The 26,723-nt window shown below is 34.1% G+C and carries 24 protein-coding genes and 1 riboswitch; all 24 genes read left to right on the top strand.

Translation table 11 applies throughout. The features are described 5' to 3' along the window. Window positions 1-15 precede the first annotated feature (15 nt). Window positions 16-669, top strand: coding sequence for a class II aldolase/adducin family protein (locus CRN98_RS14620; RefSeq protein ID WP_097028170.1), 654 nt, complete (start codon window positions 16-18; stop codon window positions 667-669). A 17-nt stretch (window positions 670-686) separates the two neighbouring features. Then, a complete protein-coding gene (locus tag CRN98_RS14615; protein ID WP_097028169.1) occupies window positions 687-1,718 on the top strand; it encodes a 2-hydroxyacid dehydrogenase in 1,032 nt (343 codons plus the stop codon). 20 nt (window positions 1,719-1,738) lie between these two features. Next, the gene (locus CRN98_RS14610; protein ID WP_097028168.1) at window positions 1,739-2,926 is read left to right on the top strand and encodes a trans-sulfuration enzyme family protein; all 1,188 of its coding nucleotides are present in this window, start codon (window positions 1,739-1,741) and stop codon (window positions 2,924-2,926) included. Between the two features lie 74 nt (window positions 2,927-3,000). Then, on the top strand, window positions 3,001-3,978 hold the full coding sequence (locus CRN98_RS14605) for a sugar phosphate isomerase/epimerase family protein (protein WP_179632175.1): 978 nt from the start codon (window positions 3,001-3,003) through the stop codon (window positions 3,976-3,978). A 20-nt stretch (window positions 3,979-3,998) separates the two neighbouring features. Beyond that, entirely contained in the window at window positions 3,999-4,781 is a 783-nt protein-coding gene (locus CRN98_RS14600) for an SDR family NAD(P)-dependent oxidoreductase (protein ID WP_097028166.1), read from the top strand. A 79-nt stretch (window positions 4,782-4,860) separates the two neighbouring features. After that, entirely contained in the window at window positions 4,861-6,030 is a 1,170-nt protein-coding gene (locus tag CRN98_RS14595; RefSeq protein WP_097028165.1) for an ABC transporter substrate-binding protein, read from the top strand. A gap of 108 nt (window positions 6,031-6,138) precedes the next feature. Next, the gene (locus CRN98_RS14590; RefSeq protein WP_097028164.1) at window positions 6,139-7,011 is read left to right on the top strand and encodes a branched-chain amino acid ABC transporter permease; all 873 of its coding nucleotides are present in this window, start codon (window positions 6,139-6,141) and stop codon (window positions 7,009-7,011) included. Between the two features lie 17 nt (window positions 7,012-7,028). Continuing rightward, complete coding sequence (locus CRN98_RS14585) at window positions 7,029-7,904, top strand: branched-chain amino acid ABC transporter permease (protein ID WP_097028163.1); 876 nt, start codon at window positions 7,029-7,031, stop codon at window positions 7,902-7,904. After that, complete coding sequence (locus CRN98_RS14580; RefSeq protein WP_097028162.1) at window positions 7,901-8,692, top strand: ABC transporter ATP-binding protein; 792 nt, start codon at window positions 7,901-7,903, stop codon at window positions 8,690-8,692. Before CRN98_RS14585 ends, CRN98_RS14580 begins: the two co-directional genes overlap by 4 nt. Continuing rightward, entirely contained in the window at window positions 8,676-9,377 is a 702-nt protein-coding gene (locus CRN98_RS14575) for an ABC transporter ATP-binding protein (protein ID WP_097028161.1), read from the top strand. The genes CRN98_RS14580 and CRN98_RS14575 overlap by 17 nt, the downstream gene beginning before the upstream one ends. A gap of 147 nt (window positions 9,378-9,524) precedes the next feature. Continuing rightward, window positions 9,525-9,686: riboswitch (M-box (ykoK) riboswitch) on the top strand. Window positions 9,687-9,924: 238 nt separating this feature from the next. After that, the gene (gene mgtE, locus CRN98_RS14570; RefSeq protein WP_097028160.1) at window positions 9,925-11,268 is read left to right on the top strand and encodes a magnesium transporter; all 1,344 of its coding nucleotides are present in this window, start codon (window positions 9,925-9,927) and stop codon (window positions 11,266-11,268) included. A gap of 263 nt (window positions 11,269-11,531) precedes the next feature. Next, window positions 11,532-12,086: a biotin transporter BioY gene (locus CRN98_RS14565; RefSeq protein ID WP_097028159.1), complete on the top strand. Its 555-nt coding sequence runs from the start codon at window positions 11,532-11,534 to the stop codon at window positions 12,084-12,086. A 24-nt stretch (window positions 12,087-12,110) separates the two neighbouring features. Beyond that, window positions 12,111-13,094: a biotin synthase BioB gene (gene bioB, locus CRN98_RS14560; protein WP_097028158.1), complete on the top strand. Its 984-nt coding sequence runs from the start codon at window positions 12,111-12,113 to the stop codon at window positions 13,092-13,094. Continuing rightward, window positions 13,087-13,815, top strand: coding sequence for a dethiobiotin synthase (gene bioD, locus CRN98_RS14555; protein WP_097028157.1), 729 nt, complete (start codon window positions 13,087-13,089; stop codon window positions 13,813-13,815). Before bioB ends, bioD begins: the two co-directional genes overlap by 8 nt. Window positions 13,816-13,831: 16 nt before the next feature. Next, on the top strand, window positions 13,832-15,187 hold the full coding sequence (gene bioA / locus CRN98_RS14550) for an adenosylmethionine--8-amino-7-oxononanoate transaminase (protein ID WP_097028156.1): 1,356 nt from the start codon (window positions 13,832-13,834) through the stop codon (window positions 15,185-15,187). 243 nt (window positions 15,188-15,430) lie between these two features. After that, complete coding sequence (locus tag CRN98_RS14545) at window positions 15,431-17,800, top strand: helix-turn-helix domain-containing protein (protein ID WP_179632173.1); 2,370 nt, start codon at window positions 15,431-15,433, stop codon at window positions 17,798-17,800. 287 nt (window positions 17,801-18,087) lie between these two features. Then, entirely contained in the window at window positions 18,088-19,080 is a 993-nt protein-coding gene (locus tag CRN98_RS14540) for a sugar ABC transporter substrate-binding protein (RefSeq protein ID WP_097028154.1), read from the top strand. Window positions 19,081-19,167: 87 nt separating this feature from the next. Further along, window positions 19,168-20,661, top strand: coding sequence for a sugar ABC transporter ATP-binding protein (locus CRN98_RS14535; protein ID WP_097028153.1), 1,494 nt, complete (start codon window positions 19,168-19,170; stop codon window positions 20,659-20,661). Between the two features lie 4 nt (window positions 20,662-20,665). Further along, the gene (locus CRN98_RS14530) at window positions 20,666-21,685 is read left to right on the top strand and encodes an ABC transporter permease (protein ID WP_097028152.1); all 1,020 of its coding nucleotides are present in this window, start codon (window positions 20,666-20,668) and stop codon (window positions 21,683-21,685) included. A gap of 52 nt (window positions 21,686-21,737) precedes the next feature. Further along, on the top strand, window positions 21,738-22,766 hold the full coding sequence (locus tag CRN98_RS14525; RefSeq protein WP_097028151.1) for a type II glyceraldehyde-3-phosphate dehydrogenase: 1,029 nt from the start codon (window positions 21,738-21,740) through the stop codon (window positions 22,764-22,766). After that, window positions 22,751-24,001 (top strand): phosphoglycerate kinase, encoded by a 1,251-nt coding sequence (locus CRN98_RS14520; RefSeq protein WP_097028150.1) that lies wholly within the window; start codon window positions 22,751-22,753, stop codon window positions 23,999-24,001. Before CRN98_RS14525 ends, CRN98_RS14520 begins: the two co-directional genes overlap by 16 nt. A gap of 18 nt (window positions 24,002-24,019) precedes the next feature. Continuing rightward, window positions 24,020-24,865, top strand: coding sequence for a transketolase (locus CRN98_RS14515; RefSeq protein WP_097028149.1), 846 nt, complete (start codon window positions 24,020-24,022; stop codon window positions 24,863-24,865). Continuing rightward, window positions 24,865-25,836 carry a transketolase family protein gene (locus CRN98_RS14510; protein WP_097028148.1) on the top strand — a complete coding sequence of 324 codons (972 nt, stop codon included), beginning with the start codon at window positions 24,865-24,867 and terminating at the stop codon, window positions 25,834-25,836. Before CRN98_RS14515 ends, CRN98_RS14510 begins: the two co-directional genes overlap by 1 nt. An 84-nt stretch (window positions 25,837-25,920) precedes the next feature. Beyond that, the gene (locus CRN98_RS14505) at window positions 25,921-26,715 is read left to right on the top strand and encodes a 5-deoxy-glucuronate isomerase (protein ID WP_097028147.1); all 795 of its coding nucleotides are present in this window, start codon (window positions 25,921-25,923) and stop codon (window positions 26,713-26,715) included. Window positions 26,716-26,723 lie beyond the last annotated feature (8 nt).

The raw sequence follows: 26,723 nt of genomic DNA, 5'->3' as shown, positions 1-26,723 counted from the left end.
TATGGAGGGATTAAAATGGAAAGTTATTTAAAGGAAAAAAATGAAGTTATACAGGCTGGTAAGGCTATGCTAAATGAAGGGTATACCGTTGGAACCTGGGGAAACATAAGCGTTCGTTCAGATGATGGAAAATATATGATTATAACTCCAAGTGGAGTTGATTATGAAATCATAACTCCTGAGATAATGTCAGTAGTTGATATGGAAGGAAACTTAGTTTCAGGTAAAAAACCTTCAATTGAAACAGGACTCCATCTTGCTATATACCAAAATAGGCCTGAGATAAATGCAATTATGCACTCACATTCTATATATACCTGTGCAATAGCAGCAACAAGGGAAGAAGTACCTCCAGTATTAGATGAAATGGCTCAAATAGTTGGTGGAGGAATAAAGGTTGCAGAATACGGACTGCCAGGTTCTCAGGAGCTTGCTGAAAATTGTGTAAAAGCTCTTGGAGATAGAATGGCAGTGCTGCTTGCAAACCATGGAGGAGTGTGTGTTGGACGAAACATTAAGGAAGTTTATAAGATAACTAAGGTTGTGGAAGTCTCTCTTCAATCATATTGTTTAGCAAAAAGTATAGGAAGTCCAGTAACACTTTCAAAAGATCAGGTAGACTTTATGAGAAACTTCTTTTTAAATGCCTATGGAAAGGAAAATAAATAAAGAGAGAAGGTTATATAATGAAGGCTTTGGTTACTGCTGAAATAAATGAAGACATAATAAGCGAACTTAAGGATTACATGGAGCTTACCTTCGAAGGCTGGGGCAAAGAATTAAGAAAACTTACAGAGGATGAGATGATTTATTTTCTTAAAGATAAAGAAATTTTAATTACAAGCTATGATCCAATTACAAGAAAAGTTATAGAGGCGTGTCCAAATTTAAAACTAATAGCCTGCACTCGTGCTAATCCTGTGAATATAGATATAGATTGTGCAAGGGAAAGAAATATTCCTGTTATATATACACCAGGAAGAAATTCAGATTGTACAGCAGAATTTACAATAGCATTAATGCTCTGCATAGGAAGAAAAATACCTATGGCCTATAAGAGCTTAAAGGATGGAAGGTACTTATCAGATGAGAAGATAGAAAATAAAGCAAAAGAGGGATTGAAAGAGGATGTAACCTGGGCTCTTGGAGCAGGAACTCCATATGTAGAGTTTAAAGGAACGCAGCTTAAAGGGCATACATTAGGATTACTTGGATATGGAAGCATAGGCAGGAGAGTGGCAAACATTGCAAAAGCCTTTGGAATGAAGATATATATATATGATCCTTTTATATCAGAAGTAGAATTAAATGATAATGCACAGACAAAGGTTTCTCTTGAAAAACTACTTAAGGAATCAGATTTTATAAGCTGCCATTGTAAAGTTGATGAAAGCACGAGAGGAATTATGGGTAAAGAAGCCTTTGATATGATGAAGAATACAGCTTATTTTATAAATACTTCAAGAGGGGCTATAGTTGATGAAGAAGCTTTAATAGAGGCCCTAAGAGAAAAGAAAATTGCAGGAGCGGCAATGGATGTATTTAGCGCAGAACCTTTATTTAAGGATCATCCTTTTGTAAAGGAGCTTAACAATATAGTTATCACACCTCATCTTGCGGGAGCAACCTATGATGCCATAGATAATCACTCAATAATGATTGCTCAAGATATAAAAAGTTTCTTAAAGGGTGACAGGATGTTACATGAATATAAATAAGCAAATTAGGGGGATATGAAATGAACAAATTTGAAAAATGGGGGCCATGTACAAAGGCAGTACACGTTGGCTCAGAACCTTGTCCAGCTACAGGAGCACTAGTGGCGCCTATATACCAAACTTCTACCTATGCTTATGAAAGCACAGATGAAGCGGAAAAGGTATTTACAGGACAAAAGTTTGGATATCTTTATGGAAGAGATCATAGCCCAACGGAATGTCAACTAGAAGAAAAGCTTGCAGCCTTAGAAGGGGGAGAAGCATGTAAGTTTTTTGCATCTGGAATGGCTGCTATTGCAAATGCACATATGGCTCTATTAAAAGCAGGAGACCATGTAATATGCGGAGCTGTTGTATATGGGGGGACTTATGGACTATTCGATAAGATGCTTAGAGCCTTTGGAGTAGATGTGACTTATGTAGATACCTCAGATATAGAAGCTTTAAAAAAGGCATTAAGACCTAATACAAAGGTTGTTCATGTGGAGACTCCAGCAAATCCTACTTTGAAAATAACTGATATAGCAGAAGTTTCAAGGTTTTGTAAAGAAAATAACTTAAAGTTTATTGTAGACAATACCTTTTGCACACCCTATGTTCAAAGGCCCTTAGAACTTGGAGCAGACATTGTAGTTTATAGTGCTACTAAGTATTTAAATGGTCATGGGGACTGTATTGCAGGAGCAATAGTAGGATCAAAGGAATTTATAACAAAGGGGCTTCATGAAGGAATTACAAAACTTGGAGCATTAATTTCTCCTTTTACAGCTTATCTCGTAAAAAGAGGAATGCAGACGCTAACTCTTAGAATGGATAAACACTTATCAAATGCAATGAAGGTTGCTGAGTATCTTGAGAATCATCCTAAGGTTGAAAGGGTAATATACCCAGGACTTAAGTCTTTCCCTCAATATGAGCTTGCAAAGAAACAGATGAAGGGCTTTGGAGCCATGATATCTTTAGAGGTTAAAGGTGGACTTGAAAATGCTAAGGCTTTATGTAATAACCTAGAGATGATAAAAATAGCAGTAAGCCTTGGAGATGTAGGAACACTTATAGAGCATCCAGCTGCAATGACTCACAAATCCTTACCAGTGGAAGAAAGAAAGGTAAGTGGAATTACCGATGGATTAATAAGACTTTCAATAGGAATTGAAGACCCAGAAGACATCATTAACGATTTAGAAGAGGCTTTTGAGAAAATTTAATATGAATCTAAGAATAGTTAAACATTTCTCGGATTTATTATGTCCGAGAAATGAGTAATAGGAGGTTAATATTCATGGGAAAACGTTTGTATTCAGTAGGCATATGGGCTTTCGGTTCCTGTAGTGATAGATTTTGCGAAGGTGGATATCATGAAGGCAGAACTTTTAAAGAAAAGGTAGAATGTGCAAGCAAAGTAAAGGGGCTTTCTGGTATAGAAATACATTATAATGGAGATTTTACAAAAGCAAATGCAGAAGAAACTAGAAAGATAATACAAGATGCAGGGCTCAGAGTATCCGCAATAAATTGTGAAACCTTTGGAAATAGAATTTTTGCTAAAGGAGCTTTAACTTCAACAGATCCTAAGATAAGACAAAGTGCCATAGACATTGTTAAAGCAGCGGGTGAAATGACAGAATATTTCGACGCATCTCTTGTGAATTTATGGCCAGGAGCTGATGGATTTGATTACTCCTTTCAAATAGATTTTGTAAGAGAATATGAGCTGTTAATGGATTCTATAAGACAAGTTACAGAAGCTAATCCAAATGTTAAGTATTCTCTAGAATATAAATTAAGAGAGCCAAGAATGAGATCAACTATCGGAACAGCTTGCAAGGCTTTAGCCGTTACAAATGAAATTTCTAAAGAAAATTTGGGAGTTACTTTGGATTTTGGTCATTCCATTGCGGCAAAAGAAAGTCCAGCTGAAGCAGCAGCTTTCTTAAGTAGATTCAATAAATTATTTCATGTGCACTTAAATGATAATACGAGAGATTGGGATGATGACTTAATTACAGCTTCTTATCATCTATGGGAAACATTAGAGTTCTTATATTATTTAAAGAAATGTAATTACAATGGCTGGATAGGCTTTGACATGTCTCCTTGGAGAGAAGATCAAATAAAAGCTGTTGAGCATTCTATAGAAATAGTAGAGAAGATGTTTAGATATGTGGATGAAATAGATGGCGAAGAATTAACTGAAGCTCTTAAGGACACCAATGCTCTTAGAAGTCACAGGCTTTTATGGGATAAATTATTTAAGTAAAGGTGAAAGTGGGGAGAATTATGTATTGTATGGACATGTCTGGAAAGGTAGCAATTATTACAGGGGGAGCAAGAGGTATAGGAAGAGGAATTGTAGAAGCTTTTGTAGATTGTGGAGCAAAGGTTGTTGTAGCTGATATAGACTTTGAAGAAGCATCAAAGGTATGCAGAGAAATAGGTGAAGATATAGCCCTGCCAGTACGCTTAAATGTAACTAAAAAAGAAGATGCTGAAGATATGGTGAAGAAAGTCATAGAAAAGTTTAAAAGAGTAGACATATTAGTAAATAATGCAGGAACTTCTACTATGGATTATGTTGAAGACATTAAGGAGGAAGACTGGGATAAGATAATGAATATTAACGCAAAAGGGGTACTTTTATGCTCCCAACCAGTGCTGAAGTTTATGAAAAAAGAGTCCATAAAAGGAAAAATAATTAATATAGCTTCCCAAGCGGGGAAAAATGGCTATAGATGTATGGGAAATTATTGTGCTTCAAAACATGCGGTAATGGGACTTACAAAGGTTATGGCTGTAGAAAATGCTAAGTATGGTATAAATATTAATGCAGTATGTCCAGGGATAATTGAAACCGATATGAAAAGAAGAGAGAGAGTTTGGGGCGGAGAGTTAAGAAAGATGGAAGCTAAAGACATAGAAAATGAAGATAATTCACAGGTACCATTAGGAAGAACAGGACAGCCTGAAGATGTAGCTAATGTGGTAATCTTCCTGGCTTCTAAATATTCAGATTACATGACAGGTCAAGGAATAAATGTGACTGGCGGAATGACAATGAACTAATAATATTTTTAAAATAAAACAATTATAACTAACTATCTTGCCTTTGAAAATAAATATAAATTTATATGGGGGATGTAAAATGAAAAAAAGCAAGCTCAGAAACATTATAAGTATGTCCTTAGTTTTGGGGATGGCTTTGGTATCTTTTTCAGGCTGTGGGTCAAGCAAAGGTGATAAGGCTGAAACCATAAAAGTAGGATATGTTGGAGCGCTTTCAGGTGATACAGCTGTTTGGGGTCAAGCTGGATTAAATGGCATGAAACTTACAGCAAAGAAAATCAATGCTGAAGGTGGAATACTTGGTAAGCAAGTTGAAATAGTGTCTCTTGATGGTCGTGGTCAACCAGTTGACTCAGTTAATGCTTTTAATAAACTAGCAGATCAAAAGGATGTTATTGCAGTTATTGGAACAAACTTCTCAAGCTGTAATATTGCAATGGCACCTATTGCAGATTCAAAGAAGATTCCTTTAATTGCAACAGCAGCATCAAATTTAAGGGTTACTGTTGATGAACAAGGAAACTTACATCCATACTCATTTAGAATAGGCTTTATTGATCCTTTTCAAGGAGAAGTTCTTGCAAACTTTGCATCAAAAGAATTAAAAGCTAAAACTGCTGCAGTTATGACTGACGTTGGTTCCGATTATTCCACAGGACTTTCATCATACTTCATTGAAAGTTTCCAAAAGAGTGGTGGAACTATCGTAGAAAAAGCTACAGGACACTCAGGAGATAATGATTTCCGTGCTCAACTAAGTAAGATTGCTCAGAAGAACCCAGATGTTGTTTTGGTTCCATGGATTTATAAAGATGTTGCTTTAATTGTTAATCAAGCAAGAGAGCTTGGAATAAAATCAGTATTTCTTGGTGGAGATGGCTGGGACTCAAAGGAGATCTTAACCATGGCTGGTCCAGCACTTGAAGGCTGCTATTATACATCACAGCCATCCTTTGCAAGACCTATTACAAAACCATATCATGATGAATATGTGAAAGAATTTAATAATTTAGTTCCTGAAACAGAGGCGCTTTTTGCACATGACGGACTTTATTGGATAAAAGATGCAGCAGAGAGAGCAGGCAAAGTTGATAGGACAGCATTAAGAGATCAATTAGAAAATACCGAAAAATTTGATGGACTTCTTGGAAGCATGAGCGTTGATCCAAAAACTCATAACCCATCTAAACCATGCAGTATTTATCAAGTTAAAAATTCTAAATTTGAATATGTTGGAGACTTTAAATAAGTTTAAGTTGTTTTAAGAATGTGGGATTGTCTCGAAGGAGGCTAATCATAATGTGCCTTTAAGCACTATGAGATAGTCCCACCAAATTATAAAGGAGGAGGGGCATAGATGTTACTTCAGCAGATTATAAATGGCATTTCAATTGGTGGAATTTATGCGTTACTAGCTACAGGTTATGCACTTATATATAGTTTACTTGGATTTTCTAACTGGGCCCACGGTGATGTTGCCATGCTTGGTGCTTATATGGGACTATTAAGTGTTACCACAGGACATATGCCATTCTGGCTTTCTGCTATTCTTGCAGTACTAGGTGCAGGAATAATTAGTATATTAAACGAAAGAATTGCATATAGGCGCATTAGAAATAATAATTCACCTACAATGTTTTTAATGATAGCAGCCATGGGACTATCAATAACATTTCAAAATGCAGTTATGTTATTAATTGGACCAAAATTTAAGACATTTCCTCCAGTGTTTCCTGTAAAGGCATTATCCTTAGGAAACGCAAAAATAGGAGTTCTTGATATATTCTCACTTCTTATTGTACTTGCGGCATTAATTTTACTCTCATTTTTAATTAATAAAACTAAATTTGGACTTGCAGTTAGAGCGGTATCTTCAAATATGAGAACAGCTTCAATCCTTGGAGTAAACGTTGATAAATATATAATGCTTGTATTCTTTCTTTCTGGATCACTTGCAGGAGCAGCTGGAATGCTCCTTGGAATGAAATATACCGTATATCCACTGATGGGAAACACTTCGCTAAAGGCATTTATAGCATCAGTTCTTGGTGGCCTTGGTAGTGTTCCTGGAGCAATAATTGGTGCTTTTATTATTGGAATAATGGAGACATTTGTATCTGCTTATATTAACACAACACTTAGAGACTTGTTTGTTTTTGGACTTCTCGTATTAATTCTTCTTGTTAAACCTACTGGTCTTTTGGGTAAAGAAGTGGAAGATAAAGCTTAAGGAAAGTTGGTGAAAAAATGTCAGGATATATTGGAGGAATAATTATACTTGTAGGTATTAACATAATAGCTGTTCTTGGAATATCAATACTCACAGGATTTACAAGACTGTTTTCCTTTGGTAATGCAGGCTTTATGTCAATAGGAGCATATACTTCTGCAATTTTAACAACTAAGTTTCATGTTCCATTTGTTATGGCAGTGATACTAGGTGCTTCTATGGCTGCTATTTTAAGCTACGGTCTTGGAAAACTTACATTAAATCTTAAGGGAGATTATTTTTTAATTACAACCCTTGGTTTTGGAGAATGTACAAGGGTATTTATGGAGTATATGGATAAGTACACAGGGGGAGCAAGGGGATTTGCAGGTATTAAGCAAAGTACTACTATAACAGTGGTTGTAGTTTCTGTTGTGCTTGCGGCCTTTTTAGCTTGGAATTTCACTCATTCAAAGTATGGAAGAAACTTAGTTGCAGTTAGGGAACAGGAGGTAGCTGCGGCTGCGTCTGGTGTTGATGTAGTAAAGGCAAAACAAATGTCATTTACAATTAGTGCGTTTCTTGCAGGATGGGCAGGAGCATTGTTTGCTCATTACTATACATTTATAACACCTGCAATGTTTAATCTTGATAAATCATCAGAACTCACAATAACAGTTGTTATTGGTGGTCTTGGAAGCTTAACAGGCTCAATTATATCAACAATAATACTTACAGTGCTTCCAGAGGCTATGAGAGCTTTTGCAAGCTATAGAATGTTATTTTATGGACTAGCAGTTGTTCTTGTTATAACACTAAGGCCAAGCGGACTTATGGGGTATAAAGAATTCTCACTTTCAGGTATTAAAAGGCTTTTTATAAAAAAGCATACTACAGAGGTGAATAAAAAATGAGTGAAACAATTTTAGAAATGAAAAATGTAAATAAGCAGTTTGGTGGAGTAAAGGCAATCGATAATTTTTCAGTGAGGCTTGAGAAAGGTAAAATTCATGGGCTAATTGGTCCCAATGGTGCCGGTAAGACAACAATATTTAATAATATCACAGGCATTTATGCTCCTACATCAGGAACTATTCATTTTGATGGTAATGATATAACTGGACAAAAGCCCTTTATGATTGCAAGGCTTGGTATAGCAAGAACCTTTCAAAATATAAGATTGTTTTCACAGGTATCTGTTCTTGAAAATATTTTAATTGCAAGTCACATGGATGCAAAATATAATTTTTTTACTGCCGTAACTCATATAGGTAATTATAAAAAAAATGAGATAAATCTAAGAGAAAGGGCAATAAACTTACTTAAAATACTTGAACTTGATCATAAGTTAAATGATTTAGCTGGAAGTCTTCCTTATGGTGATCAAAGAAAGGTTGAAATAGCTAGAGCACTTGCATTAAATCCAAAGCTGCTCCTTCTTGATGAACCAGCAGCGGGTATGAATCATGAGGAATCAAAGGAACTTGTTAATTTTATAAAGGAATTAAAAGAAAAATTTAATTTAACAATACTGATGATTGAACATCATATGGATGTGGTTTCAGGATTATGTGAAAATGTAACAGTATTAAACTTTGGTAAGACTATTGCATGTGGAAATACAGATGAAATAAAGAATAATAAGGTGGTTATAGAGGCGTACCTTGGAGAGGAGGAGATTTGCGATGTTAAAGGTAGATAATTTAAGAGCGAGATATGGTGGAATTAATGCAATAAGAGGAGTAAGTATAGAAGTTAATGATAATGAGATAGTAGCCATTCTTGGTTCTAATGGAGCAGGAAAATCAACCTTGCTTAAATGTATTACAGGCCTTATGAAATGTGAGTCTGATGGTATTACCTTTGATGGCAATAAAGTTCCTTCATCTCCATATGAAGTAGTTAAAGTAGGAATTTCTCATGTTCCAGAGGGAAGACAGATATTCCCTAATCTTACTGTTTACGAAAATCTAATGGTAGGTGCGTTTCTTAGAAATAAAAAAAGTGAAATAGAAAAGGATTTAAAACATATATATGAGCTCTTTCCAATATTAAAACAAAGAGAACAGCAGTATGGAGGGCTCTTAAGCGGCGGAGAACAGCAAATGCTTGCAATTAGCAGAGGACTCATGGCAAAACCAAAGCTACTTCTTCTTGATGAACCATCCCTTGGACTTGCTCCAATAATTGTAAATCAAATTTTTGAAATTATTAAGGAAATAAATAGAGAGGGAACTGGAATATTAATTGTTGAGCAAAATGCATATAAGGCTCTAAGGATATGTGATAGAGCATACATGTTAGATGTTGGTAAGATAGAAGCTACAGGTACAGGAAATGAACTCTTGGAGAAAGAAGATCTAGCAAAACATTATCTTGGGCAGTAAAATTAAAAGAAGCAATAGAATAATCCATAGGCGCTTGTGTGTTTGTAAAATTCACCTTAGGAATTTTAAAAATGTAAAAGTGAGCCAGTTCTGATTTTTAAAGCGTTGACATTGATATGTAAAAAGAATATACTTTTATTGAAATTAAATAATCCTCGGTAGGTGAGGCTACTATAAGGATATGGGTTGCTGCCGTAAAAGAATGGAAACATTCTGCACTGGCCAACAGATTTTGCCGAACAAAGAAGGTTTAATCTAATGCAACTTCACTGCCTAGTAGAGCTAAAACTTGAACGAGAAAGTATTTGTAGATAATACCTTCGTCATATTCAAGTTGTGACGGAGGTTTTTGTTTTAGGAGGTGAGAAGAATGGAAGACGATGATAGTAGTATGGATGGAGAGATTAATAATGCATTTAGTTATATAAAGTTTATTTTCTATTCTTCTTACTTAACGTAATTATTTGTACTAATATCTCTTCACCGGGATAAGATAATTTAATATGAACTATCAAATAAAGCTGAAATACGACAGAGGTGAAGAAATATGTTCCAAGAAAAACAAGACGCATTAATAAATAGCTTATTAGAAAATAATAAGGACAAAATATATGAAACTATTAATCATATGTATCCCATAGACATTGCACTAGTTTTAGAAGATTTTGATGATGAAAGCTTATTCAAATTTTATGGACTAATACATAATGAGCTTATGGCTGAGATTATGGAACAATCTAGTTATCAGTTGCAAGTTAGAATTATTAAACTGGTTAATTTTCGAGATATTGTAGATTTATTTTCCTATATGTCCAATGATGATATCGTTGATATTTTAGGAAACCTTCCCATTAAAATTAGAAAAGATTTATTAAAAATGATGAAGAAAGATGATACCAAACAACTTCAAGAATTGCTAGGTTATGATGAAGACAGTGCTGGTGGTATCATGACAACGGAATATATTGCACTAAAAAGCGATTTGACCATAGAGGAAGCCTTAAAAAAGATTAGAGAAATTGGCCCTAAAACAGAAATAATCGAAGTTATATTTGTAGTAGATAAAAATAAAGAGTTAATTGGAACAGCAGATTTACGAGATATATTGCTGGCATCTGAAGATAAAAGGTTAATTGATATAATGAATGATAATGTAATTTCTGTTAATCCTGAAGTGGACCAAGAAAAAGTATCTTTACTTGTTTCAAAATATGATTTAAAGGCTATTCCAGTTATTAATCATAAAAATTGTCTTTTAGGAATTATTACAGTTGACGATATAATTGATGTTATTGTTGAAGAACAAACAGAGGATATGCTAAGGTTAGGTGGTGTAAGTAAAGAAGAGAGAGTGGATGGTACACTCAAAACCTCTATTAAAAAGAGGCTACCTTGGTTATTTATTAATTTGGGAACTGCTTTTTTAGCTTCCTTTACTGTAGGGTTATTTGAAGATGTTATAGCTCAGGTAGTAGCTTTAGCTGCTGCGATGCCTATTGTTGCAGGAATGGGAGGAAATGCAGGTACTCAGACTTTATCAGTTGTAATTAGAAGTATTGCCCTTGGAGAAGTTAGTCTGAAAAAGAATTGGAAGCTAGTATTTAAAGAAATTGCCCTGGGGGTAATAAATGGTGCAGCCACAGGGATTTTAACAGGTATTATACTTTATATGAAGTATAATAACCCTTATCTTGGATTAATTATTTTTGCTGCCATGATTGGAAATCTAGTGATAGCAGGATTTTTTGGTTTTTTAATCCCTTTATCACTAAAGGTATTTGGTATAGATCCAGCATTAGCTTCGGCTATATTTTTAACAACAGCGACGGATGTTTTTGGTTTTTTTATCTTTTTAGGATTATCAAAAATGTTTTTACCTCTTTTAATGTAAATATACACTATAATACCATTATTTCAAAATGCTATACAGTTAGAAATATATAAGAACCGCTGTATGGACCTTTGGTAAAAGTGATGTTCCAATAAATATCATTATCAGTTTATAATGTGAGAAATAAAAGAAGCAATAGGGCAATCCATTGCTTCTTTTTTGCAAGTTAATTGTAAACTGAATTCAATTATTAGGTTGACAATAGAAAATTTTTTTATTATTATTGATACAAGAAAGCAAATATTGTAAGGAGAGTATATTTTATGAGAAATACAAGAAATTTAATTTTGGTGGCTATGTTTGCAGCTTTAACGGCAATTGGAGCATTTATTAAGATACCAGTACCATATGTACCTTTTACTCTTCAATATCTATTTTGCGCATTGGCGGGTGTGATTTTAGGTTCAAGACTAGGGGCCTTATCACAAATAGTTTATGTATCTATTGGACTTTTAGGAGTACCTGTGTTTACTGAAGGTGGTGGTTTTAACTATGTATTCAAACCTACCTTTGGATATCTTATAGGATTTATCATAGCGGCTTATGTTATAGGTAAAATTAGAGAAAATGTTAAGGAGCTGACTTTTACTAAGGCAATATTTATGCTGCTTTCTGGTCTGTTCTTTATATACCTGCTTGGAGTAATATATTTGTACATTAGTTATAATTTATATCTAGGACAAAGCATTTCATTTTATTTTGTATTTTTTTATGGATTTGTAGTTTGTATAGGCGGAGATTTAGTATTAACAGTATTTGCGGCCTATATTTCAGTAAAGATATTACCTATATTAAGAAAAAGTGGACATATTGTTTAAAAAATAATAAGGGGGAAGTATAAAATGAAAGAGTTTATTAAGGGTTTAGAGGAAAAGGTTTTAGGAGGACAGTTTATAAGTTTTGAAGAAGCTATGAAATTAGCAGGCATTGAAGGAAAGGAGGATATAGCAGAACTATGTAACAGTGCTAATAACATAAGGGAATTTTTTTGTGGCAGGGAAGTGGATCTTTGCAGTATTATGAATGCAAAGTCAGGACACTGCTCTGAGGACTGCAAATTTTGTGCCCAATCTGCCCACTATAAAACCGATGTAGATGTATATGATTTAGTTTCAAAGGAAGCAGCTTTAAAGCTTGCTAAGGAAAATGAAAATGAGGGAGTGAATAGATTTTCCTTAGTGACCAGCGGCAGAGGAATTATTGGCAGTGATTTTAAGAAGGTTTTAGAGATTTACGAAGAGCTAAATAAAGAAGTAAAAATGGACTTATGTGCATCATTAGGAATACTAGGATATGGTGAGCTTCTCAGCCTAAGAGAAACTGGAATAACTATGTATCATCATAATTTGGAAACCAGCAGAGATTATTATGAAAGAATATGTACCACTCACAGCTATGATGAGAGAATAGATACTATAAATGCAGCTAAAAAAGCTGGTATGGCTGTTTGTTCAGGGGGAATTATTGGGCTTGGAGAAAGCTTAGAGGACAGAGTGAAGTTAGCTTTTCAGCTGAGAGACTTAGAGGTTAAGTCCATTCCTATAAATGTATTAAATCCAGTGAAAGGAACACCTTTAGAAAATCAAGAAAGATTAAGTCAAGATGAAATATTAAAAACTATTGCCATCTTTAGATTTGTGGATCCTAAGGCTCTTATAAGACTTGCTGGAGGAAGAAACCTCATTGATGAATACGGCAAAAATTGTTTTAATGCAGGGGCCAATGCTACAATCACAGGAAATTACCTGACAACATCAGGCAATAAAATATGTGATGATAAGAAAATGGTAAGTGAATTAAAGCTGGAGGTTAGAAAAAATGGCTAAGGGAGTATTTATAGTTGGAACAGATACTGATGTTGGAAAGACTGTTGTAACTGCTGGACTTATGCATGTTCTTAGAAGCAATGGATATAATGCTACTTATTTTAAAGCAGCACTAAGCGGTGCTTTAGAAATAGAGGATAAACTTATTCCAGGTGATACTAAGCTTGTAAGTGAAGTGAGTAAATTAGAAGAGTCCTATGAAAACATCACACCCTATATTTATAAGACAGCAGTATCACCTCATCTTGCAGCAAAACTAGAAGGTAACCCTATAGATTTGGATATAGTAAGAGAAAAATATGCTTTTTTAAAGAAAAAGTATGATTTTATAATTGCTGAAGGCAGCGGTGGAATAGTGTGTCCATTGATAGATGACGAAAGAGGGTTATATACCCTGGAGAATCTTATTAAGGATTTAGATATGAGCGTTATTATTGTTGCAAGGGCTGGTGTTGGAACAATAAATCATACAGTGCTTACAGTAAGAGCTATAGAAAACTTAGGAATTAATATTAAAGGTATTATAATAAACAACTATAAAGAAGATCTTGTTTGTGATGATAATATTAAAATCATAGAAAAGATTACGAAAGTACCTATTATAGGCAAGCTTAAAGATATTGAAAACTTAGATGATAATATGACAGAAGCTATAAAAGCAAATGCTGAAAAGACTTTTAAAATTGAGAAGATAATAGAATGTATGGAAGAACTTAAATAAAGGGGGAGGTGTGGATATGAATGATTATATAAAAAAAGATTTAAAGTATATATGGCACCCTTGTGGACAAATGAAGGACTATGAGGAACTTAACCCTATTGTTATAGAAAAGGGAGAAGGGGTTTGGCTTTATGATATTCACGGAAATAAATATTTAGACTGCATATCATCTTGGTGGACAAATACCCTGGGACACAGCAATAAGAGAATAAATGAAGCTATAAAAAAGCAAATAGATAGCATTGAACACGTTATATTTGCTAATTTTTCAAATAAGCCTGCTATAGAGTTAGCAGAAAAGCTCGTAAATATAACACCAAACAAGCTTAAGAAGGTATTTTTTTCTGATAATGGATCTTCAGCGGTGGAAATAGCCTTAAAGATGAGTTTTCATTATAACATGCAAAAGGGAAATACTAAAAAGAGAAGGTTCGTAGCTCTAAGTGATGCATACCATGGAGAAACCTTAGGTGCTTTGTCAGTTTGCGATATTGATGAATTTAATATGGTATACAAGCCTTTGCTTTTAGATACTATAAGAGTGGATGGACCTGATTGCTATAGATGCAAATACAATTGTACTAGAGATAATTGTAATGCAGAGTGCTTTGAAGTTATGGAGAGGTGCATAATGGAAAACCATGAGGGAATAAGTGCTGTAATAGTTGAGCCTATGGTTCAGGGAGCAGCAGGTATGAAGATTTATTCACCCATTTATTTAAAAAAGCTGCGTGAGCTTTGTGATAAATATGATATACACCTTATTGTAGATGAAATTGCAATGGGATTTGGCAGAACTGGGGAGATGTTTGCTTGTAATCATGCTGGAATAAGTCCTGACTTCATGTGCCTTTCAAAGGGGATTTCTGCTGGGTATATGCCTATGTCCGCAGTTTTAACAACGGATGAAGTATATGATTGTTTTTATGGTGATTATAATGAGCGAAAATCATTTCTTCATAGTCATACTTATTCAGGCAATGCCATGGCTTGTGCAATTGCTTTGGAAAACCTAAAAATATTTGAGGAAGATAATATTATAGAAAACAATAAGGAAAAGGGTAAACTAATAAGAAAACTTACTCTTGAAAAGGCAGCGGCTTCAAAACATATAGGGGAAGTAAGAAGTATAGGCATGATAACAGCCATTGAAATAGTAAAAGATAGAGTCACAAAAGAAAGCTATCCTTGGCAAATGAGAGTAGGCTATGAAATTTATAAAATTGCTCTTAGCAAAGGATTACTACTAAGACCTATGGGAAATGTGTTATATTTTATTCCTCCATATATTATTAACAAAGAGGAAATAGAGTTTATGGTAAATACCTGTTTCCAGAGTATAGAAGAATATTTCATAGAAAATAAGTTATAATATGCATGTGAATGAACTAATTGAATGGGAACTAAGAATAAATAGAAGGATAGGTATTTAGAGTAAAGTCCTAATAACCTATTCTTTTTTTATCAATTTTTGTGGAATGAATTGTTATACTATTACAATTTATTGAAAAATTATAAATAAACTAATATAATATTAATATATGTAAACATTTTCGAGAATTTAGGGGAAGGGTTTTGTATTGTTATATGTTAATGCTAAATGGGGGGGATATATATGGACGATATATATCAAAAATTTAAAAAGAATATAAAAGTAAAAAATACCTTTCATAAATTAATGCTTTCCTACGTTATTTTCATAGTTCTTTTTCTTTTAACAACCATGCTTGTTTTGTATCGAGGTTATAAAAAGCAAATTGTTAAACAATCCAGCAGAGTATCTGAAAATATCATAAATCAAGCAGAGTATTACACTGGATATACTCTTGACTGGGCTAAGTCTTACATATATCAATTGTATTTAGATGAACAGGTTTATAGTTTAATGTTTAATTCCAGTAGCAATTCAAACATAGTTTCTGCTCCATATTTAAAAATCAAGCAAGCTGCCACCATGATTCCATCTATTCAATCTGTATACGTTTATAATAACAATACCAAGATGATATATTCATCAGATGGGAACTCATCTTATTATTCTTTGTTTTACGATAGTGATGTAATGAAGATTGTTAAAAAGTCCAATGAATCATTTAGCACAAAGTTTATTTCAAGGCAGATAACAGTGCCTATAGATGGAAAGGAATATAAAAAGAATGTACTTACTTTATTTTTGTCAAATATAAAGGCAGATGCAGGTGGGACTCCATATGGAGCTATAGTTTTAAATCTTAATGCTAATTGGGTACAAGCTTACTTTAATAATATGTCAGAAAATGATTATAATTTAATGGCTATAAATAAAAAAGGACAAGTAATTTTGAATTCAGATAAAGATATGTTTTTGAAGGATATATCAAAATTTGATTACGTTAATAAAATAATAGCCTCAGAAAATAAAGAAGGAAGTTTTTTATCCAGCATTGAAGGAAAGCCATCAATAGTAACCTATAGATATAGTGAGAAATTGGATCTGTTTTTTTTAAGCATAGTAAAGTATGATACCTTGCTTGAAAGTATTAGAGGGATGATTAAAATTTTGGTTTTAACCTTTATTATGCTGTTTTTACTTGGAGTGGTATTTTCAATATTTGCTTCTACAAAAATATACAAACCAATTGCTGAAACAGTAAGCTCAGTTAAAAGATACTTAGATATTGATGAAGATATAAGTAAGGAATTAGGTATTGAAGAGAATGCAAGCAATGAAATGGAATATGTTACAAAGGTAGTGGATACTCTTATGAATAAGCCTATATCCTTTGCAAAACTTGCAGATAAGGATTTATATTTTATAAGAAATCAGCTGCTAAAAGCTCTGATTTTAAATGTGGTTATAGAATTTGAAGGCTTTAAAGTCAAGTTAAAGGAAGCTAAATTTGATGCAGATGGAAGCAGTATGGCTATAGTATTATTTAAGATAGATTTTTATAAAAAGCTTTTAAAAGAAAAGGGAGACATGGAACTTAAAAATTTAAAATATGATTTGTATATGGAACTTTCTAATATATCTCAAGGATATTTTGACTCTGAAGTTGTAGGCTTGGAGGAGGATGAGATATGTCTTATTATAAAGGTTAAAGAGAAAATAGACCAGGGATTAACAAATGAAATAGCCCAGTTAATTGAAGAAAGTCAAGAAAAAGCAGCTAATAACTTAAATATTTCTCTTTCAGCATCAATAGGAAGATATGCAAGAAGACTTGAGGAAGTACCAATTGCCTACAAGACTGCCAAAGACTATAGTAATTATCGCTTTAAATATGGAATTAAATCAATACTATTCAATGAGCGAATAACTGAGGATATTTCCAGGGAAAGTAAATATGAAGATGCCCTCTCTGAAGCTCTCTTCAGAGCTGTAAAGCTAGGGAATCTTGATGATGTAGAAGTTGAGCTTGATAAAGTATTTGATATAATGAAGAAAATGTCCTATAGTGATATGGTAATTTCTCTTACTCAGTTTGGCATTAACTCTCAAAAGGTTATAAATAATATTTATCAGATGGGTAAGGAAAATGCTTATATAGATATTAAAGAACTCACTGACAATTTAGCACAGTTTGAAACCATAGATGAAGTTAAAGATTACTTCTTAAACCTATATAAAAATGTTGTAATCCAGATTAAAGAAAAAAAATCCAACAGAAGAAATGATGTAATTGAAAATGTAAAAAAATATATAACTGAAAACTACTCTGATCAGCTATTATCTTTAGAGGCTATAGCATGTGAAATGAGATTTTCCCCAAACTACTTAAGAAGCATATTTAAAGAAAGTGAAGGTAAGTCAATTTCTAATTATATAAATGAGGTTAGATTTGAAAAGGCTAAAGAACTTTTAGAGACAACACAGCTTACAGCAAAGGAGATTTCACTAAAAATAGGCTTTGAAAACTTCAATTATTTTTACACAGCTTTTAAAAAATACTATGGTGTGTCCCCAAATCAATTTAGAAATAATATAAACAGTATATATGAGTAGGGTAAATAGTATAGCATAAATATAGAGAAAGACTTAGTATAAGCATTGCTTTAATACTAAGTCTTTCTCTATATTTAACTTTTTTAAGGGTATTTTGGTATTTATTTAACAATGCTTTAAATTTTAAACAAATAATCGAATTTTAAATACGGAAAATAGTTAGAAAATTAAATGTTTTATAAATATTTGAACTATGTTATTTTTTGAAAACGTTTTAAAATTATATTGACGGCAGGAGATATAACAAATGTGAAAAACATTCAATTAAATAAGGGGGATATATTAAAATGAGAAAAAACTTATTAAAGGTACTTAGTCTTGCAGCTGTGTCTACAATCATAATAGGTTCATTATCAGGTTGCGGTAAGTCAAAAGAAACTACTACAGACAGCGGGAAGGGTACAGCAAAAAGTGAACCAACAATAGCAGTGGTTTTAAAGGCAGTAAACAGTGATTATTGGAAACAAGTTAAGGCAGGAGCTGATGATGCAGGTAAAGCACTTGGAGTAAAGGTAAACGTTCTTGGACCAAATGCTGAAACGGATATAGCAGGACAAACTTCTATTATGGAAGATCAAATAGTTAAGAAGGCATCTGCTTTAGTAGTAGCTCCATCTCAGCCAAGTGCAGCAGTAGCTATCTTTGATAAGGCAGATCAAGCAAAAATTCCAGTTCTTCTAATAGATACAGATGCTAATTGGGATAAGAAGAAGTCCTTTATAGGTACTGGTAATCTTGCAGGTGGAGAAGTTGGGGGAAAGTATATAGCAGGAAAGCTTCAAAAGGGAGACGAGGTTGTAATTTTAAGAGGAGCCCTTGGAGATGGAACTCATGACGAACGTACCAATGGAGCTAAAAAGGCTATGGAAGATGCTGGGTTAAAAATTGTAGCTGTGCAGCCAGCAAACAGTGATAGAAATATGGCTATGTCAGTTATGGAAAATTTAATTCAGACTCATTCAAATATTAAGGGCGTATTCTGTTCAAATGATGAAATGGCTCTTGGTGCTTCTAGAGCTTTAAGCCAGGCAGGAAAGAAGGGCATTATAGTTGTAGGTTTTGACGGATCACCAGATGCATTAAAGGCAATAAAGGCTGGAGAACTTACAGGTTCAGTGGCTCAAAGTGCATACAATATTGGAAAGTTTGGTGTTGAAGCAGCAGTTAAAGTAGCTAAGGGAGAAACCATAGATAAGAGAATAGATACAGGAACAACAATGGTTACAAGTGAAAATGTTGATAAAATTCAAGCTGAACTTGACAAAATACTAGGAAAATAATTTGAACTAATTTGACTAAATTGAATCCAAGCTTTAATAACTTGGATTCAATTGTTCAAATAATAAATGATTGGGGTGTTAGATTATATGCAGCCATTTTTGGAATTAAAGGGTGTATCTAAAGTTTTTCCTGGAGTTAGAGCACTAGATTCAGTTGATTTAGAAATATATCCCGGAGAAGTACATGGACTTGTGGGTGAAAATGGGGCAGGTAAGTCAACCTTAATAAAAATACTTACTGGTGCTCATAAAAACGAAGCAGGACAAATAATTATTGAGGGCAAAGAGGCAAGCATCAAGGGGCCAAGAGATGCTATGAATTATGGAATAACAGCTATTTATCAAGAGCTTAATATAGTAAAGCAGCTTTCTGTAGCAGAAAATGTGTTTTTAGGCAGGGAAATTAAGAAAAATGGAAATAAAGGGCTTTTAGATATAAATGTAATGAGACAAAGGTCTGGACAGCTTTTAGAAGAGCTGGGGCAGAAAATTGATACAAAGATGAATGTTGCAAGGCTTGGTATCGGTCAGCAGCAGATGGTTGAAATTGCCAAGGCACTCAGCGTAAAAACTAAACTTTTAATTATGGATGAACCTACTTCAAGCCTCGCGGAGAGAGAAGTAAAGGAATTATTAAAAACAGTTAAAGAGCTAAAAAATAAGGGGATTGCAGTTATTTATATATCTCACAGACTGGATGAGATAATGGAAATATGTGATAGGGTTACTGTAATGAGAGATGGAAGAAAGATAGAAACTTTAGACATAGATAAGGTGGATATAAATGGACTTATTAAGCTTATGGTTGGACGTAACTTAGAGCAGCAGTATCCAAAAATAGAAACAGAGCCTAATGAAGAGGCATTAAGAGTTGAAAATTTAAGCAAAAGAGGAGCGTTTAAAAATATATCTTTTAATATAAGAAGAGGGGAAATTGTAGGATTATCAGGCCTTGTAGGTGCAGGGAGAACAGAGGTTATGAGAGCTATCTTCGGAGCAGATGAGTATGACTCTGGGGACATATATATAAATGATAAAAAAGTTAAGATAACCTGCCCAAAGGATGCTATGAAAAATGGGATTGCATTTTTGACTGAGGATAGAAAGGGACAAGGGTTGGTACTTGATAATACGATAGATTATAACGCTAATATAGCTTCTTATGATAAAAGTTCATCTGGCATATTACTCAATATAAAGAAGCTTAAAGAACTAACTAGAGAAAATATAAAGAAGCTAAACATAAATCCTCCTATGGAAAACTTTATTGTAAGGCAATTAAGCGGAGGAAACCAGCAGAAGGTGGTTATAGCAAAGTGGCTTAACACAAAAGCTAATATTTTTATATTTGATGAACCTACAAGGGGAATTGATGTTGGAGCAAAGGTTGAGGTTTATAATGTTTTAAATTCACTTATAGAGCAAAACTGTGCAGTAATCATTGTTTCTTCAGAGCTTCCTGAGATACTTGGAATGAGCGATAGGGTTTATGTTATGCATGAAGGAGAAATAACAGCTGAAATAAATAGAAAAGATGCTAATCAGGAAAATATAATGCGTGCAGCATCAGGGGAGGTATAGGTAGATGAATAATGTTGGACTCGAAAATGAAAAAAAAGAGAGATTTCAAAGCTCTGATAAAAAGTCAGCAAAAGATATAATTAGTAAGTTTGGTTCCTTACTTGGATTAATCATCTTATGTATTATACTGGCAATTGCTTCAGAAAAGTTTTTTACATTAACAAATGTTATGAATATTGCCAGACAATCAGCTATTAATAGTTTGATATCAGTAGGTATGCTTTTAGTAATATTAACCGCTGGTATAGATAACTCAGTTGGATCAAATCTTGCTCTTTCAACTTGCATTATGGGAGTTGCAATAATTAAATGGCATATGAATCCATATCTAGCTATGGCACTATGTCTTGCCGCTGGAACTGGACTTGGATACTTAAATGGAATATTGCTTACAAAACTTAGACTTCCACATCCATTTATATCAACACTAGGAACTAAAAATATAGCAAGAGGACTTGCACTTATTTTAACAGGAGCATCTCCATTATCAGGTTTTCCCCAGTCAGTTCAATTTTTAGGAAATGGTTTTATTGGACCAATACCAATAAGCTTTATTTTAGTAATAATTGTGTTTGTAGGTTTTTCAGTTTTTCTAAACAAAACTGCACAGGGAAGATATATATATGCAGTTGGTGGAAATCTTGATGCTGCAAAGCTTTCAGGTATCAACACAGATAAAACTTTGGTTCTTGTTTATGTACTTTGCGGAGCCATGTCAGCTATAGCTGGAATAGTGCTTACAGGTAGAGTTAATGCAACTTTCCCACTGGCAGGTCTTGATTATGAATTAGATGCAATAGCAGCATGTATCATAGGTGGAGCATCCTTTATGGGAGGGTCAGGTACAGTATGGGGAACTCTTATTGGAGCTATGATAATGGCAGTATTAAGAAATGGACTTAATCTTCTTGGCGTATCTGCAGATGTTCAGTCTATAGCAATTGGTGTAGTTATAATTGGAGCTGTTTATGTAGATGTATTAAGAAGAAAGGCTGAAAAGAAAGCAAAAACTCAAGCAGCATAGCACCAAAATAGGTGTTTAATAATAAATAAAAATTTTTAGGAGGGTATGAAATATGATAAAAGTAGGAGTTGCAGGATATGGAGTTATTGGACAAAGACTAGCAGATGGGGTTGCCATGCAAAAGGACATGGAACTTGTGGGAGTTGCAGATGTTGCACCTACACTGTCTGTAAGAGCATTAAAGGAAAAGGGAATGCCTTATGCTTTATATAATTCCCTTCCAGATAATCAAAAATTATTCGATGAAGCTGGAATACCAATAAGCGGAACGTTAGAGGATTTAGTACAAAAGGTAGATATAATGCTTGATGCAACCAGTGCAGGAATTGGAGCAAAAAATAAAGAGATTTATGCAAAGTATAATAAAAAGGCAATATTTCAAGGGGGAGAGAAAAACAGCGTTGCTGATGTATTCTTCCATGGCTATGCCAACTATGAAAAGGGTGTTGGAAAACAATTTTTAAAATTAACATCCTGTAACACAACAGGACTTATAAGAGCAGTTGACTGCTTAGACAAACTAGTTGGGGTTGAAAAAGTTGCAATTACAATCATAAGACGTGTGGCTGACCCAGGAGATTATCACAGAGGACTTACAAATGCACTTCAAGTAGACAAGGCACCAAGCCATCAAGCACTAGACCTTATGACAATAATGCCTCATGTACAGGCTACTGGAATATTAGTTCATACACCAGTAACACATGGACACATAATTACTGTGGTTGCTACACCCAAAGAAGATATATCAAAGGAACAGTTATTAGAAGCCTTCAGTAAGCACCCAAGAATAAGAGTGGTAAGACTTGCAGATGGATTCCAAGGAAATGCTTCCCTATTTAGATATGCAAGAGACCTGGGAAATCCAAGAGGAGATATGTACGAAATAGCACTATTTGAAGAATCTGTAGTTAAATCAGGTAAAGATATAATGTTTGCAATAAACATTCCACAGGAAGCTGTAGTTATACCAGAAAATATAGATGCTATAAGAGCAGCTATGGAAATGCAAACTGATGGAGCAGAAGGTGTTTACCAAACAAATAAATATTTGGAGTTGGGAAAATGGATGGAAAAATAGGAACTAAAATAAGATCAATGGGAGAGTTTAATTATAAAGACAAAACAGTACTTTTAAGACTTGATATAAATTCACCAATTGATCCTGATACAAAGAAGATAGTTAGTGAAAACAGGATAAAGAAAAGCATACCTACACTAAACTATCTAATAGAACAGGGAGCTAAAATTGCTATAATAGCTCATCAGGGCGATACTTTAGACTATCACAACTTAATATCTATGAAAGAACATGCAGAAAAACTGACAGAAAAACTTGGAAGAGAAGTTAAGTATATTGATGATGTTTGCGGCCCGGCAGCACAGGAAGCAGTAAAAAATTTAAAAGCTGAAGAACTCATTCTTTTAGGAAATTTAAGATATTTATCAGAAGAAATATCAACCTTTGAGGATGCTGTAAAGCTTGAGCCTAAGGGTATGCTAAACACCTATTTAGTTAGAAGTTTAGCACCCATTGTAGATTGTTATATTAATGATGCTTTTGCAGCAGCCCATAGAAATGCTCCTTCAATGGTAGCTTTCCAGGAAATACTTCCTAGTGCAGCAGGAGACTTAATGTTTAACGAAATAAGTGCACTTACAAAGGTTATGGAGACACCGGAGAAGCCTTCAGTATTTGTACTTGGGGGACTTAAAATATCTGATGCCTTTGGAATGATGAAACAGGTTTTAGAAAATGGCAGTGCTGACAAAATACTATGCTCTGGAATAACAGGACATATCATGCTAATGGCAAAGGGTTATGACCTAGGAGAGGCTAATGAAAAGTTCATTAAGGATAAAAAGTTAGATGTGTTTATAAAACCAGCTAAAGATTATTTAGAAAAGCATGGAGAAAAAATAATATATCCTGTGGATTTAGCTTATGAAGAAAATGGTGAAAGAAAAGAAATAAGTATAGAAGCTCTGCCAATTAATAAATTGTTTATGGATATAGGGCATAAAACTATAGAAATATTTGAGGAAGAACTATCTAAGGCAGGAACAATTTTTGTTAATGGACCTGCAGGAGTATATGAAAATAAGACATCTGAAGATGGAACTAAGGCCATATGGAATGCTATAGCAGAAGCAAAGGGCTATTCTGTTATAGGAGGGGGAGACACAGTAAGTGCAGCACAACGCTTCATTGACACCAGCAAAATAAATTATGTATGTACTGCTGGAGGTGCCATGGTTAGATTCCTTTCTGGAGTAAAACTTCCTTTAATAGAGGCAATGAAAAATGCTAAATAAAAGCTCTGGAGGTGCAGCATGATAAGTGAAGAAAAAGTAAAAAAATTAGAGGCATTTGCTTTAAATATAAGAATAGAGACACTAAAAGCTATTGGTACATTAGGGTTTGGGCATCTTGGAGGCGCTATGTCTATAGCTGATACCATAGCAGTACTTTACGGTGGAACAATGAATATAGATCCAAAGAATCCAGCATGGGAAGATAGAGATTGGCTGGTGTGCTCAAAGGGGCATGCCGGTCCAGCTATATACTCAGCATTAGCGTTAAGGGGATATTTTAATAAAGAAGAACTTTTAACACTAAATAAGCCTGGCACCCATTTCCCAAGCCATTGTGATAGAAATTTAACTACAGGTATTGATATGACTACAGGCTCTCTAGGACAAGGTGCTTCTACGGCACTGGGAGTAGCTCTTGGAAATCGCTTAAAGGGAAAAGATAATTATACTTACTTAATACTAGGAGATGGAGAAATACAGGAAGGCCAGGTATGGGAGGCTGTAATGTGTGCTGCACATCAGAAAATAGATCATCTCATAGCCTTCGTTGATTGTAATAAGCAGCAGCTTGATGGATATACAAAGAACATAAATGATCTAGGTGATATAGGCAGTAAATTTGAAAGCTTTGGGTGGCATGAGCAAACTATTGATGGTCATAATGTAGAAGAAATTTACAATGCCATTGAAGAAGCTAAAGAAAATAAAGGAAAGCCATCAGTAATAGTATTAGACACAATAAAAGGAAAAGGGTGCGGCTTTGCTGAAGGAGTATTAAACAACCACCATATGAATGTAAGTAAGGATCAGATGCAGGAAGCTTTAGAAGTGCTAGAAAAAAAGCTTGAGGAGGTGGTGAGATAATGAGCGTAAAGTTAGCTGAAAAAAGAGTAAATGAAGAAACCGCAATGAGGGATATATATTGTAAAACTCTAATGGATCTTGCTTCTAAAAATGAAAATATAGTGGCACTTGACGCTGATTTAATGAATTCCATGGGAATGATGCCCTTTCAAAAAGCTTATCCAGAAAGAACCTTTGATGTGGGAATTCAAGAAGCAAATATGATTGGAGTGGCAGCAGGTATGTCTGCTGTAGGAGTAATACCCTTTGCACACAGCTTTGCGCCCTTTGCAACAAGAAGATGTTTTGATCAGATTTTCTTATCCTGTGCTTATGCAAAGCTTAATGTAAAAATAACTGGCAGCGACCCTGGAGTTACCGCAGCCTTCAATGGAGGAACTCATATGCCCTTTGAAGATATGGGCATACTCAGAAACGTTCCCAATATATCAATAATAGAACCTGTAGATAATGCTATGCTTAAGGATGTTTTAGCACAAATTGCAGATAAATATGGGGTTTTCTACACAAGACTACTCAGAAAAAATGCTGTAAAGATTTATGAAGAAGGTTCAACCTTTGAAATAGGAAAGGCAGTACCTTTAAGAGATGGAAGTGATGTCACTATATTTGCTTCAGGAATAATGGTACATGAAGCATTAAAGGCTGCGGAAGAATTAGATAGAGAAGGTATTGAAGTTCGAGTATTAAATATGTTCACAATAAAGCCAATAGATAAGGAAGCTATAGTAAAATGTGCAGAGGAAACAGGTGCAATAGTCACTGCTGAGAATCACAGTATCATAAATGGCCTTGGCTCTGCAGTAGCAGAAGTTATAGCAGAAAATATGCTTGTACCTTTAGAAAGAGTTGGGGTCTATGACAAATTTGGTCAAGTTGGACCTGTAGATTATTTAAAAGAGCAATATAACCTTACTTACAAGGATATTATGGTAAAGGTTAAGAGAGTAATAGAGAGAAAAGGAAAATAAAATCCATATAGAATTATGCTTTGCAATTAAGAAATTAGAGATTTCTAGAAAATACTAAAATTATTACAAAGAGGTGACTTTAACATGCTTAGAATTAGACAGAATGAGGGTTTTAAATTTGGATATAATTCAATAACTACTATGGATGAAACAGAAGACAATACTATGATGGACTTTGGAATATTAAGACTTGCCAAAGATCAAGCTCACATAGATAAAGATGAAAAAGAAAGAGTTTTTCTTCTAATTAAAGGAGAAGTAACTTTTGAATGGAATCATATGAAGCAGCAAGCACTTAGAAATTCATGTTTTGATGAAGACCCTTGGGTGCTTCATGTACCTAAAGGCGTAGAAGTAAAAATTACTGGAGTTTCTCCTGATACAGAAATTTGCGTTACTAAAACTACCAATGATACTGTATTTGAATCAAAGTTTTACACAAACAAAGAATGCAGAAGTGAAAATCGTGGAGCAGGTACAATGAATGAGGCTTGTACAAGAGTGGTAAGAACAGTTTTTGACTATTCAACTGCGGACTATTCAAATTTGGTTATAGGAGAAGATATAGATTATCCAGGTAAGTGGTCAAGTTATCCTCCACATCACCATCCACAGCCAGAGATATATTTCTATAAGTTTAACCCGGAAAATGGATATGGTTTTTCAGAGCTTGGCGAAGACGTGGTTAAACTTAAAAACAACGATGCAGTAAAAATATTAGATGATGTAACTCATCCGCAGGTAAGTGCACCGGGATATGCAATGTACTATATATGGGTAATAAGACACATAGATGGAAATCCATATATAACTCCAGTATTTGTTCCAGAGCATTTATGGCTTACAGATAAAGATGCAAAAATTTGGCCAGATAAATAAAAATAGAG

Source organism: Clostridium peptidivorans (assembly GCF_900205925.1).
Classification (GTDB): domain Bacteria; phylum Bacillota; class Clostridia; order Clostridiales; family Clostridiaceae; genus Clostridium_AK; species Clostridium_AK peptidivorans.
Note: the sequence above shows the minus strand (reverse complement) of the source record. Positions and strands in the feature narration are given on the sequence as shown.